At 43.4% G+C, this 12974-nt stretch carries 14 protein-coding genes; 7 read left to right on the top strand and 7 right to left on the bottom strand.

Annotated elements, in window-relative coordinates:
* Nucleotides 1–101 precede the first annotated feature (101 nt).
* Complete coding sequence (locus ITG12_RS02015) at nucleotides 102–617, top strand: outer membrane beta-barrel protein (protein ID WP_038872315.1); 516 nt, start codon at nucleotides 102–104, stop codon at nucleotides 615–617.
* Nucleotides 618–692: 75 nt separating this feature from the next.
* Here the strand turns inward: ITG12_RS02015 and ITG12_RS02020 are convergent, their stop codons facing one another.
* The 5 genes from ITG12_RS02020 to ITG12_RS02040 form a co-directional block, all read right to left on the bottom strand.
* Nucleotides 693–1097, bottom strand: a complete 405-nt coding sequence (locus tag ITG12_RS02020) for a hypothetical protein (protein WP_045421356.1) — start codon at nucleotides 1095–1097, stop codon at nucleotides 693–695.
* Entirely contained in the window at nucleotides 1081–2670 is a 1590-nt protein-coding gene (locus ITG12_RS02025) for a S41 family peptidase (protein ID WP_248873513.1), read from the bottom strand. Before ITG12_RS02025 ends, ITG12_RS02020 begins: the two co-directional genes overlap by 17 nt.
* A 353-nt stretch (nucleotides 2671–3023) precedes the next feature.
* Nucleotides 3024–3752, bottom strand: coding sequence for a type IV pilus biogenesis/stability protein PilW (pilW, locus tag ITG12_RS02030; RefSeq protein ID WP_038872471.1), 729 nt, complete (start codon nucleotides 3750–3752; stop codon nucleotides 3024–3026).
* 148 nt (nucleotides 3753–3900) lie between these two features.
* Nucleotides 3901–4842: a homoserine O-succinyltransferase gene (metA, locus tag ITG12_RS02035; protein WP_038872321.1), complete on the bottom strand. Its 942-nt coding sequence runs from the start codon at nucleotides 4840–4842 to the stop codon at nucleotides 3901–3903.
* A gap of 149 nt (nucleotides 4843–4991) precedes the next feature.
* Nucleotides 4992–5294, bottom strand: a complete 303-nt coding sequence (locus ITG12_RS02040; protein ID WP_248873514.1) for a DUF1330 domain-containing protein — start codon at nucleotides 5292–5294, stop codon at nucleotides 4992–4994.
* A 353-nt stretch (nucleotides 5295–5647) separates the two neighbouring features.
* On the opposite strand from ITG12_RS02040, the gene ITG12_RS02045 reads away from it, so the two are divergent.
* The 4 genes from ITG12_RS02045 to ITG12_RS02060 all read left to right on the top strand — a co-directional run bounded on the left by ITG12_RS02045 (nucleotide 5648) and on the right by ITG12_RS02060 (nucleotide 7902).
* Nucleotides 5648–6052 (top strand): hypothetical protein, encoded by a 405-nt coding sequence (locus tag ITG12_RS02045; RefSeq protein WP_039976652.1) that lies wholly within the window; start codon nucleotides 5648–5650, stop codon nucleotides 6050–6052.
* Nucleotides 6052–6549, top strand: a complete 498-nt coding sequence (locus tag ITG12_RS02050; protein ID WP_248873516.1) for a GNAT family N-acetyltransferase — start codon at nucleotides 6052–6054, stop codon at nucleotides 6547–6549. The genes ITG12_RS02045 and ITG12_RS02050 overlap by 1 nt, the downstream gene beginning before the upstream one ends.
* Before the next feature lie 188 nt (nucleotides 6550–6737).
* Nucleotides 6738–7415 carry a hypothetical protein gene (locus ITG12_RS02055; RefSeq protein WP_038878670.1) on the top strand — a complete coding sequence of 226 codons (678 nt, stop codon included), beginning with the start codon at nucleotides 6738–6740 and terminating at the stop codon, nucleotides 7413–7415.
* Nucleotides 7416–7548: 133 nt separating this feature from the next.
* Nucleotides 7549–7902, top strand: a complete 354-nt coding sequence (locus tag ITG12_RS02060) for an SMR family transporter (protein WP_038872335.1) — start codon at nucleotides 7549–7551, stop codon at nucleotides 7900–7902.
* A 92-nt stretch (nucleotides 7903–7994) separates the two neighbouring features.
* On the opposite strand, the gene ITG12_RS02065 is transcribed toward ITG12_RS02060, so the two are convergent.
* Together ITG12_RS02065 and ITG12_RS02070 are read right to left on the bottom strand one after the other, a co-directional pair.
* Nucleotides 7995–9422, bottom strand: coding sequence for an APC family permease (locus tag ITG12_RS02065; protein ID WP_038878667.1), 1428 nt, complete (start codon nucleotides 9420–9422; stop codon nucleotides 7995–7997).
* Nucleotides 9423–9944: 522 nt separating this feature from the next.
* On the bottom strand, nucleotides 9945–10574 hold the full coding sequence (locus ITG12_RS02070; RefSeq protein ID WP_039976648.1) for a LysE family translocator: 630 nt from the start codon (nucleotides 10572–10574) through the stop codon (nucleotides 9945–9947).
* Between the two features lie 257 nt (nucleotides 10575–10831).
* Here ITG12_RS02070 and ITG12_RS02075 point away from each other — a divergent pair, with 257 nt between their 5' ends.
* Both ITG12_RS02075 and ITG12_RS02080 read left to right on the top strand, forming a co-directional pair.
* Nucleotides 10832–11773 carry a LysR family transcriptional regulator gene (locus tag ITG12_RS02075; RefSeq protein WP_038878658.1) on the top strand — a complete coding sequence of 314 codons (942 nt, stop codon included), beginning with the start codon at nucleotides 10832–10834 and terminating at the stop codon, nucleotides 11771–11773.
* A 248-nt stretch (nucleotides 11774–12021) separates the two neighbouring features.
* Nucleotides 12022–12969, top strand: coding sequence for an LpxL/LpxP family Kdo(2)-lipid IV(A) lauroyl/palmitoleoyl acyltransferase (locus ITG12_RS02080; RefSeq protein WP_038878656.1), 948 nt, complete (start codon nucleotides 12022–12024; stop codon nucleotides 12967–12969).
* Nucleotides 12970–12974: the final 5 nt, after the last annotated feature.

The following is a 12974-nucleotide window of genomic DNA, read 5'->3' on the forward strand; positions in this document are numbered from 1 at the left end:
AACCATCAAACTTTCGCATATAGTATTTAGCTAGCTACATAAGGAACGCGATGCAGTTCGCGTGATGTTCCGTTCAGGAATCGAACAGGAAAGGTATAACTATGAAAACAAAACTCTCGTTATTGGCTTTGGCGCTATGCTCAACATCAGCACTTGCTGACTCTTGGCTATATGCTGGTGGTCAAATTGGTCAATCAGACATAGACAGTGAAAACGACACGACCTACGGCATTCATGTAGGGACGGGGATCTTGCCACTGATCGGCATTGAAGTAGGTTATTTTAATCACGGCCAAGTTGACTTGAATTTAGGCGGTAATCGAGGCGATGTGGACTTCTCGTCATTTTATCTAGCAGCTAAACCAAGTATCGATTTTGGTCCTCTGCACGTTTACGCGAAGGGTGGTATCAACGCATTTAACGTCGAATACAATGGTAACCTTAGCAACTTGGACAAAGACGATGGTGTCTCTTACATGTATGGTGTTGGCGCGGAATACTTCTTGTTAGACAACATTTCTGTCGGTGCCAGTTATCAAGCCTTTGGGGTGGATATTGATGGAGACAGTGATACAGTAAGCAGCATCACGGGTAACTTGACGTTCCACTTCTTATAGAAAGAAATCGAGCAATTAATAGATAATAAAAGAAGCGCGCCGTTCTTTTAGATAAAGTAACGGCGCGCTTTTTCATTAATCCTGAATTGGATTCGGTCTACATTGAATATTCGTAAGAGGGACAAATTTATCGTCCTTCTCGTAGTAAACCCCGCAATCTTCTCCGCGTAACTGTAGGGTATATTGATCGGGCAACTCAGTTTCTGCTCCGTTTAATGGCATGTTGTGCTTTTCCATTAATTGCCCCGACACGATCAATAAGTGTGAGTTCGTCTCAAAGGTATTCGATGCGATCTTCGTCGGTGCTTGTGTTCCTTGAATCGTGTTAATTGCACTTTGGATTTCGCTCACGGTATCTGCGGAGGTTTTAATACTTAACGCATTAACTGCATCACTGTTGCTTGATGTTGAACACCCCATCAGTACAAGGCTAAGTCCAGCTCCAGTGAGTAAGGTCATTGTTTTAGTTAATTTTGACATGAATCGCCTCTTGTCGAAGTGGGTCAATTTCTTGAGTAAGTGGAGTGCCACCTAGTCTCGGCATTGCTTGATATGAGCGAGCCATTACAGGTGCTGGAGGACAAGTTCCCCCCGTTGTCATGTAGTTTAGCGCTGCAGACAGCATACCTTCGGATGGATCACCCAATGGTTTGGTTAAGTCATCTGCCACTACACAACCTTCCACTTTGTCATCTATACCAATGTTAGACGATACAAGATTTTTTGCCGTAGGGGTAAATCCATCTGCAAAGTCACCAAAGCCTTTGTCATTCGAAGATTTAAATTGAATGGTGTAATACACGTTACCGCAGTTCTGCTGAGGTGAGAAGCCGTAAGGTTTGCCTGTTGTCGTTGTGCCAATTTGAATAACGTCAACGTCGATACCACGCAAGCCGTTGATTAGCAGTTCGCTTGAAGACGCAGTGTTATCCGTCGTTAAGACATATACGCGCTTTGCACTAAGCGTCGGTAGAGGGTTGTTAGTGAGCGTTCCTGTTGCCCAGTTGATTTCTTTATCGACGAAATTGTAAACGTTATCTCGTACTTGGCCAGAGTTCATGATCTTGTCGTTATAGATTAACTCGCCAAACGTCGCGTTTGGATGAGAACCCGCCAGCATGTAACCGACTTGCGCTGATTGCCAAATCAAGCCACCGCCGTTGTAGCGCAAGTCCATGACGATTTCGTCCACATTTTGGGCTGAAAGCTGGTTGAATGCATTGATAAGCGGTTGCTGTGCCGTGACTTCAAATGCGTTGTATTGCATGTAGCCGACTTTTGTTCCGTTGTTGTCGATAACTTTTACATTACGTACAGGGCTTGTTGCCACATCAGAAGAGGTGAGTGTAATGATCTTCATACCGCCATTAACCGCTTCAAAGGTAAACGTGTAATTACGTCCTAACTCTGGGTTGAACAATGCTTGGTTAATGAGATCCACTTCTGCTTGGGAAGAGGTATTAACGACATCCACGCTGTTAATTTTTAATAGCTTGTCTCCACGCTCAACGCCATTGAGTGATGCTGGTGAACCATCCTCTGTGTAAGAAACAAGCACCTCTCGAGGCGCGTAACTATTAACGAATTTCCAGTTGAAACCGAAACCGGCAACAAGGCCAGCTTGTTGAGATTTCATCACCTCATCGTATGAACGTGTGAAATGAAAACGATCTTTCTTTTGGCCGCTTGCTGTGGTCGATGATGTGACGAGTGAATCAAAGTAGTTGACGACTGACGGATAATTGTTTGGATTATTGTCTGGGATTTCGTCATACCAAAGGTAGGTATCGTTACTAAATGCTCGAAGGAACATCTTTTCATACAGGTTTGAGCCTGCTTTATCTGGGTAATTTTTTCCGGTATACGGATCGGTGCCCGTTCTTGCTACGCTGCATTTATTGGCTAAGTTGGCTGCTGTCTGCGAGAAATCACCTGCAGACCAAGAAAGACCATTGCTCGTCGCGGAACTTGTGCTGTCACCTCCGCCGCCACCGCAACCTAGCAGTGCAATAGGGAGGGCGGTTAATAACGCTGCTTGTTTATACTTCAACATAACGTGTCCTTACATCTGTGATATATACCCGAGTCAATCTCGCTGAGCCAAGCATCTTGAGGTTACTAGGGTATATGGTTCTATTTGTTTTTATTAATCCTTATATAAGCTACTTGAATGTATAAATTTTGAGTCTGATTGTGCAACAAATATGCAATCAAGTGTGATTGGCATCATATAAAACGTCAGATATAGGGGTGTGCTAAATTAGCTTTAACTAAAAAGCTGTTTTTAAATAATAGCTTACAGTACCTACATTACCCTGAGCAGAAATAAACGAAGAATAAAACGGAGTAAGGAACACTTGGTATTCTTTGTTTCTGAATACCAAGTGGCGTGCTGAAGTTCAACAGTTAAGACATTCGATTGAGCTGTGTTTGGTATTTCTTTTTAAGTGCTTCATTACCTGCTGCGCCTTCAAGTTCAACCATTAAACGAAGCGAAGGTTTTTTGACCCCATACATTTGATTAAAGCGCATAAGACGAATGCGTGCATCTGTGTAGTTGCCGCTTTCTATTTCTAACTTTGCTAACTGGAGAATGGATTTTGGACGGTGAGGGTCATGATCAATAGCGCGCGTGAAATAGTATTTTGCTCTTTCTGTATTGTCGGATTTGAGTGCGCAAAAGCCAGCATTCTCATAACTAGCAGGGATAAGGAAGTAATAAGGCTGTTCAATGGCGCGGTTGAACATTTTATCCGCTTTCTCAAAACTTCCTTGCTTGCATAAGAATGTGCCGTAGTTATTAAGTACGTTACCGTTTTTTGAATGTTGTCGCAGAGAACGTTTGTACATCTCTTCTGCTTTTTTGTCTTCACCAACCGTTTCGTAATAATGAGCCATAGAAAGCTGAGCACGGTAGTAGCTTGGAGCGTGGGTGAGGGCTTGTTGGAAGTTATCATGTGCTCGGATCATGTTGCCACCGTCTAGGTATCCCAAACCAAGTGCGATACGAGACTCAGCCATGGCGACCGGGTCGGCTTTTACAACTGGACTATTACCATCTTCATTCACGGTCACACAACCGAGCAGGCCAAACTGAGTCGCCAGTATAAGAGCGCTGAGTTTTATGATCTTCATTTGTCTTTCCCACATCCCTAATTCTTTCAGCATGATATGAATTACAGTGCAAAAGCCTAATGAGGAAAAAACACAATGCGATCAGGTTTGCAAACTCGTATGAAAAAGCCGCCAGTTGGCGGCTTGGTTCACAATCTCTACGAGTGAATTAATCGTCTTTGGTAAAGGCGGCTTCGCTGAAATGGTCCAGGTCGTAAGGCGTTTGTTGATAAACGCAGTAGTTTAGCCAGTTTGAGAAAAGCAGGTGACCATGGCTACGCCAACTTGCGACAGGGCCGTTATCCGGATTGTTGTTCGGGTAATAATTAACAGGAATAGCGGGCTCCATGCCTTCACCTAAATCACGAATGTACTCATTATGTAACGTATGAGAGTCGTATTCAGGATGACCAGTGACAAAGACGTTACGTTTGTCTTTGGTTGTTGCAAGGTAAACACCCGCAACATCAGACGTGGCGAGAATATCGAGATCGGTATGTTCTTCTAAGAACTCTCGTGAGAAATCTGCATAACGAGAATGTGGCGCCAAGAAAGTATCGTCAAAACCACGCAGAACTGGGTGGTAAGGGTTGTGAATTTTATGATGATAAACCCCAGATAATTTTTCTTTGCGGGTTTTTTTGGGTAAATCGTAAAGCAGTTTTAAACCTGCTTGTGCTGCCCAACACACATACAGTGTGGAGGTCACGTGGTCTTTTGCCCATTCCATGATGGTTTTTAAGTGGTCCCAATAAATGACATCTTCAAATTGGACCAAACCGAGTGGCGCCCCAGTAATGATCATGCCATCGAAATTTTTACCTTTTACCATTTCAAATTGACGGTAGAAGGTATCAAGATGCTCAGTTGGTGTGTTCTTACTTGGACGATTATCGATACGCAGTAGCTCGACATTTACTTGCAGAGGGCTGTTTGAAAGTAGGCGAAGAAACTGAGTTTCGGTCTCAATTTTTTTTGGCATTAAATTGAGGATAAGCACTCGCAATGGACGGATTTCCTGACTTGCCGCTCGACTCTCGCTCATCACAAAGATGTTCTCTGTCCTTAATACATCGCTAGCGGGTAACTGATCTGGAATTCTAATTGGCACGGCTTTCTCTCCCTAAGCTTCACTTTTTAGACGTCTATACATCTAAAGCTAACGCAATTGCTTACGGATGTCGATACGAAATGTGACTTTGCACAAGATTTCTTTTGCCCAATAAAACAAAATGCCCAGTGGTTAACTGGGCGTAATAGCTAAGCAAGTTGGTCATTACCTTCAATTAGACAATGATTACTGACCGAGCCTTCGGTACGAGCTTTAAGATGCGGAACATAATCTGGGTCATTCATAAAATTGAGCGCAGCCTGCCGAGATGGCCATTCGATAATGATTCGAAGGGCTGGTGAGTCTCCCGTTCCTTCCAACCGTTCATGAACATTCGTTCGTGCAATGTAGTTGCCACCGTGTTTCTCAACTAAATCGTTTGAAACGCGTACATAAGCGGGTACCCAGTCTTGGCTGGTAGGGGTTACATCTAGTACAGAATAATAGGTCACGGTTTGCTCCTTGCTTGTGCTCTGACCAATGAATTTTAGTGTAATGAGATAAAGCGATTGTGATAAGCAAGAAGGATTGCAAAACACTTTTTAGATTCTATTGATAATTGGAATCGGATGACGATAACGCTTAACGAAAGCGTATTGAATATCCGATTAAGTGAACGACCAATTGTGATTGCGGCAAGGTTTCTGATTACATCTTATTGCAACGTGTCGGCTAGCATTTGTAGGTTATTATGATATCAAGTTAGTATGATTCTTGAGCTGTGATACTAATAAATACCTTAATCAGCTAACCGACGCGTGCTTTAAGTGCGTTGTTTGGGTCATCATCGTCAGTGGAGGACATCATGTTCGGTATGTTTAAAAAGAAAGAGACGATTCAGAGTATTGCGCATCAGGTACCAACTCTCTTGCTGAAAGAGTTTGGCGATAAGGAAGCTTACTCGCCAGAAGAAATTGACCAAGCGTTAAATCAACTCGGTCATGAAAAGCATGCGGATGCTACGAGGTATCAATACGCTTATGGCATGTTTGCGAACTTAGTCAGTTATGAACGACTGGGTTTAACGGAAGAGCTTGGTAATTATGGTCATTTTCAGCGAGAAGTCGGCAAGATGCTGCTCAACACACCCGAGCCTATCGATATGCACATATACTTTGAACTTGCTCAGCAACCTGAGTTTAATACAAACCAAGTTGATGTCGGCAATGAAGCAAAGGTTGTCGAGAGCAGTGTGGATGGCAGCCACTAGTGTTAGGGCCGAATTTTAACATCCATTTTCTTGCTGATTTCCCCCATGAAACTAGCATTATTGCTCAGTGGTATTTTGATGAGTGGGCGTACACAGTTCCGGGTGTTACGCCTTCACAAGTTCAAGAAAAGGTTTTACTCAAAGCCAACAGTCGACGTGAATTTCCTTTGGCCTTTGTTCTTCATGATGAGTACAACAAGCTTGCTGCTGTGGCGGAGTTAAAAATTCGTGAAAATGTTCATTTTCCAGAGTATGAACATTGGTTAGGTGGCGTGTATGTAGAGTTCTCATCAAGAGGAAAAGGTTATGCAGCAGCACTTGTCACTCACGCTCAAAATCATGTCCTTCAACTTGGTATCGCAAAGCTTTTCTTACAATGTGAAGCACATAACCAAGCCTTATATGTTAGGCATGGTTTTCGTCCTTTACACAAAGCGAATCATAACGGAGTCGAGACGACAATAATGGTTTGGGAATCTGCTGGGACCCTCCGCTAAGTGTCATCCGTCCACGCACCTCAATCACTCTATTTCTTCATCGTTAAGATTGAAATTAATAAGCGCTAGTGTGCATATGTTGACATCGGTCAAAATTATGCCACTTTTTACGATCTACATATGCAATGTGTCTAATACTCATTTCTAGTTGATTAACCAATTTTTGGAACTAGGATCATGGAGGATGCATGAATAAGTGTCTAGCAGCGGGGTTGGTCGTGAGCTTGTTTGGGTGCAGTTTGTCTGAAGAGGTACATATCGAAGGTCGAACCTTGTATTTTAACGGTGAAATCACTGCAGAAAAAGTCGCTCAAGTGATTGATCTTGCCAATGTTCAGCCAAATGGTGTTGTTGCATTAATGATTGACAGTGACTCCGGTGAGTATCGTCCGGCCATGGAGCTTGGACGTTGGTTGTATAACAATCAGATACACCTTATCGTCAATGGTGTTTGTGCGTCGGCTTGTGCAAACTACGTTTTGACCGCTGCACCAAGTACACTTGTCATGAAGGGTTCCGAGATTTTGTGGTTTGGCGGAGCGATGAGCGATGAGTGGTTGCAAGACGGGTTTGATAAGCAAGAACTTGAGCAGTGGCACGAATCGCTCAGTCTATGGCGTCAACAAGAAGACGCATTTTTTGCTTTGGTCGATGTTAACCCTAAAATCACAATGTATGGCCATATAAACAAGCGTGAAAAGTTGCAAAAAGCCGGCTGTGATACTGACGATGCTGCGTGGACGTACCATATCGATGATATGCAAAAGTTGGGGCTGAACAACATTGTTTACGCGGACCCAGAATCTTTACTTGTTGCTCGTAGTGGCTCTAGCTGTGTCATCAATTTAGAAGATAATGACTTTTAGGTTTGATTATTACGTCCACGTAAATGTGATTTGTATCACTTTTTATAGCTAATCAAAGGATTTTGATTATAATGCGCCGCTCAGAGACTCGATATGTCATCGAGTTCAGGTTTTATTGAGCGTTGATTGCCTTATGTTCAAAATGCTTGTTTCTATGCCTCCACTGGTTGCTTTGTCTATCGCTATCGTATGTGAGGTGATTGCTACTTCTTCAATCCCTAAAACTGAACAGTTCACCAAAATGATGCCGAGCACCATTGTCATTATTGGTTACGGGATTGCTTTCTTCCTACTGTCTGTAACAGTGAAAAGCATGCCTGTTGGTATCGTATATGCGATTTGGAGTGGAGCAGGTATTGTTTTGGTTGCTGCTGTAGGTTATTTCCTTTACGGGCAAAAACTCGACCTAGCGGCGATCGTTGGGATCAGCTTTATTCTCACCGGTGTGATGATTGTTAACTTACTTTCTAAAACTGCCGGGCATTAAACGGCAGAATGAAACAGCAAAAAGCCGCAACACGTTATGTGCTGCGGCTTTTTTGTTACTTACTTCTGATTGATTGAGGCGGTTAATTCACATTAATTTGCCATTGCCTCAATGAGCTCTACTTGTCGACGGTGTTTACGATTTCGGTACATCACAGCAGCCAAGGCAGGTAAGCTGAATGCTATAAAGCCTAGGATAAGCGCGTAGGCTCCAGTCTTCTCACTGATGCCAGCAGGCACGTCGAAAGAAACAAAAATAGTTACCATGCAACTAATCAAACCTAAAGTGGCGACTAACATCATCCCTAATTTCCCACCAGGCACTCGGAATGGGCGTTCAATGTCGGCGTGCTTACGACGAGAAACCAAAAAGCTGACGAAAATACAAATGTACATCACCATGTAAAGTTGTGTCATCAGAATATTCAGCAACCACATGCCTTGATTGACGTTTGGCACCAAGATGAACACCAGTGAAAGAACACTGACAATCGCACCTTGCAGCAGTAGCAGAGGAACGGGCGCTTGGTTTTTGTTTTCCTTAGATAACGCCATCGGCATGAAGTGATCTTTTGCCGCCACATGCAAACTTTTTGTCGGCGCGATGATCCAGTTGTTCAAGCTTGCTAGGCTACCGAAGACAATGGCGAGTGCGATAACTGGCAGCATGAAGGACAGGTTCAAGTCATCAAAGAAAGCCTTAAAGGCCAGAATGACACCTTCACTCAAGCTTGAATGATCACTCGATACAACGGAAGAGATAGACAGTGAGCATGCTGTTAAGGACACCAAGATGAGAGCAGTAGAGAAAATCAATGCTTTTGGATAGGTCTTTTGCGGATTGTCGACTTCACTGGCGTATGATGTGGTGATCTCCAAGCCGGTTAATGACAATACCACGGCAGTAAAGCCAGCCCCAATGCCATCTTGTGAAAAATCGGGTAACCAATCTGATGCGTGACGCAGTGAAATATGCGACTCACTAGGGTTTGTGTAGGCCCAATAGCCCCCAAGACCGATGATCAGAAGAATAGGGAAGATAAGTCCTAAAGTACCGAAAACATTGGTGATGATTGATGATAAACGTAACCCAAAGATGTTCACCAAGGTTAGTGCCCAGAAAATCACGTTAATCATCACCAGCATAAAAATGTTGTTTTGTGCTAGTTCAGGGAAGAATGGATATGCCCCTGTGGCGACAATGAACGAAATCAGTGGCGGGTAATAAACAATATTTTCCGCATATTGATACCACACGGTAGCAAACCCGAAGTTTGGCCCAATGGTCTCCTTACCCCATAAATATACGCCACCTTGCTGCGGATAAGTGGTGCTCAATTCTGCGCATACTAAAGCTGTCGGGACGAAAAAGCACAATCCAGCCAACAAGAAGAAAGAAATTGCGTGACTACCAAATAAGGCGGCACCCGGAATGTTCCTTATGCTGTCGACGGACGTAACCGTAATCATGATGACAGAAAAGACACTGAGTTTGACGGCGGATTTGGCGATATTGCTCATTCGATACCTTTAGTGATTGAGCCACGCGTTTGGGTTGTAGAACCCGCGTGCTACAAGTAAGACGAGCGTATTGTAGGTCTGTGAGAATCAGCGGGTATATAGCCAAAAATGGTATGTATTTACTCAAAAATGAACCGAAATCTCAGTGGTTTATTCGTAATCAATATAATCGATTGCGTTGTTTAAAAAACGCAAGATTGAATCAAAAAATGCATATAAGTAAAGGTATTTATAGCGATTTAATTATTACCAGAAACCTAGAAATTTGATGAAAATACACCATTGTTTGACTCTGCCCTTAGGGGAAGGTCTAGATTGAGTGCGACTCGAATGAAACAGAAGTAGGAGAATATGATGGGATGTTGCAATCAAACACCGAAAGGTGGCACGGGAAAACTGTCCTATTTATTAGGGTTAATGGCTTTGTTGTTTGTGGTTATCTTGCTGTTAGCGGCGTTCTTCGGTTAGAAGCGAGCAAACACAAACACGCCCTAAAGCGAGTGTTGCGTTTGATTAGATTACCTAGAAGCGGGTATTGGCCAAACCAATTCCGAAGAAAATAAACAAACCGCCGCTGACGTAATTAAGCCATTTACTGGTTTTAGGAGAGGTCAGTGTCGCCTTTACTTTTGTCGCGAAGAAAATCACAAACAAGAACCAGCTTGCCACAATGCTTGCCTGTAACGCACCTAGCATCATGCTCTGCTCTAGAATATGTTCTGGTTTGACAAATTGCGGAAAGATAGACAAGTAAAAAAGGACGATTTTCGGGTTGAGTAAATTTGTCAGAAGGCCTTTAACGAATGCTTGCTTCAAGGTGTGCTTTTCAATCTTACGGTCGAATTTCAATTTTTTGTCTGCGAGCTTAAAGCCACTTTTGAGGTTATTGATACCAAGCCAAATCAAATACGCTACGCCCATCCATTTTAGAATGTTGAATGCAAGTGCAGACTGAGAGAGCAGCAAGCTCAATCCTTTTGCGGAAACAAACGCATGGATTAAAAAACCAAGCGCAACACCGAGGATATTGGCGATCGCGAAACGGCGGCTTTGCGTGAGTGCAGTAAATAAAATCAGCAAAGCATTGGGACCGGGAATGACAGCAAGGAAGAAAACAATACCGCCAAAAGCGAGCAAGGTGTCGAGATTCATTATTATTCCAATTAAAGCAAAAGATTGGCATCACCTAAGATAGGCGAGACTGTACACTTGCGTGCAGGGAAAAACAAATGGCGCTTATTACGAAAGCCAGTGTTTTTCACAGATTTGAAGAACGATCGTGATTGTGTGCTGGCTGGCGTAAATTTATATGGTTTTATTTTTCCTCTTTCCTTCCTGTTCGGATGCAGCATAATAACCTAGCTCAAACCGCATAATTTTTCGAAGATTATCAAATAGGATTAGATAATATGTTGCTTGAAGATCTTCAAGTCGTGCTCAAAGTTGCAGAGTTTCGTAGCATCACAGGAGCTGCGACGGCGTTAGACATGAGAACGGCAACTGCCAGCGCGGCGGTGAAGAGAGTTGAAGCCTCCTTAGGGGCAGAATTATTTGTTCGAACTACACGTCATTTGCGTTTATCCAGTGCGGGTGAGCGTTACCTTCCTCAGTGTGAAAAAGCGCTAGAAATGTTAGAACACGCGAAACAGAATATGCGTGAAGATCTGGATATTATCGATGGAGAAGTTCGAATCGCGCTCTCTTCCGATTTAGGGCGAAATTTAGTCACACCTTGGCTCGATGAATTTATGGATAGCTATCCAAAGGTCACGTTGAGAAGCAACATCAGCGACAGTAACGTGGACTTTTACCGAGACTCGGTAGACATGGCGCTGCGCTATGGAGCACCAACAGACTCCAACATGTACGGCTTTAAAATTTGCAATGTGCCTAGGCTATTGTGCGCAACCCCTGAATACCTTGTAGAGCACGGCGCACCAAAGACTCCGCGAGACTTAATCGAACACAATGGTTTGCTGTACCAACTGCACGATACATTGCAGGACGTGTGGGGATTTAATGATGGTTATAACGAGCACAAAATTAAACTCAAAGGTAATCGCGCTTCCAATGATGGCGATCTCGTTAGGCGTTGGTGTGTTTCTGGAAAGGGCTTAGCGATAAAGTCTTGTTTGGATATGTCGCAAGATTTGCTTACAGGAAATGTCGTCAATGTCATGAGTGCATATAAACCCACTCCGACAGAACTGTGGTTGATTTGCCCGAGCCGTCAATCAATTACGCCAACAGTGAGATTGCTACGCGATCTGTTCAGAGAAAAAACTAAAGTCATCCTTACAGATTTGGTTGAGAAGGGGATATTGGATGCTTCGGTATTAAAAGTCAGTTAGCCATATGCCGCACGTTGTAAGCATTATGTGTGGTGTTTTTGTTGCGATTCGAGCGAAATCACCTCTTTTTTGTCTAACTTGCTACGGACAACCGCAAGATCAGAAAGTTCTTATTGTGTCCTGTGTCGAACAACCATAAAATCCGCGCGCTTTAGTTTCTATAATAAGCACACTCAATGATAAAAGTTACTTTCATTTATCGTTGTTTTTAAGGATTTTATAGGCGAGTTTCGTCTGATGACACATTCATGAATAAGCAAAATACACCAAAATTCAAGGCAGAATTTCTGGCTCCTCGCTATTGGGGTACATTGATCATCATAGGGATCATGTATCTTCTTAGCCTTCTTCCCTTTCGTGTACAGCTATCGCTAGGAAGCGGAATTGGTCGTATTGCTATGCGACTGATGAAAAAGCGTCAAGTCACGATCAAACGTAATTTAGAGCTGTGTTTTCCCGATATGAGTGCTCAAGAGCGTGAAGCAATTTTAAAAGACAATATCGACAACGCGGGTATTGCACTATTTGAAACCGCAATGGCTTGGTTTTGGTCTGATAATCGTGTCAACAAACACGTGACGATCAAGGGGATGGAACACATCGAAGCTCTAGAAAAACAGGGCAAAGGTGCTTTAATGCTTGCCGTTCATTCTATGAACCTAGAGTTAGGCGCAAGAGCGTTTGGTATTAAAAAATCAGGTATGGGCGTTTACCGTCCAAATAACAATCCCTGTTTTGACTATTTTCAATATCAAGGCCGTTCGCGTTCCAACCGAACGTTGATTGATCGCAAAAATGTGAAAGCTATGCTGAATGCGCTGAATACTGGCGAACGTGTTTGGTATGCGCCGGATCATGACTACGGGACGCGTCGTTCAACGTTTGCGCCTTTGTTTGCGGTTAAGCGTGCTTGTACCACAACGGGTACAAGTTTGTTGGTTGACGCAACAGACTGTGCCATTGTGCCATTTACTATGGTGCGAGGTGACAACGGGCACTACACGTTAACCATTAGTGCTCCGGTTGAAGGATTCCCGAAAAACGATCCAGACCAAGCTGCCGCTTTTGTAAACAAGATTGTAGAGAAATCTATTTTAGCGAGTCCAAGCCAATATATGTGGTTGCACAGACGCTTTAAAACCAGACCGAGCGGCGAGTGCTGTTTGTATAAGCCTCAGTTAGCTCCTGCAATGTAGTTCAA

It is taken from the genome of Vibrio sp. ED002 (assembly GCF_023277445.1).
Lineage (GTDB): Bacteria > Pseudomonadota > Gammaproteobacteria > Enterobacterales > Vibrionaceae > Vibrio > Vibrio jasicida.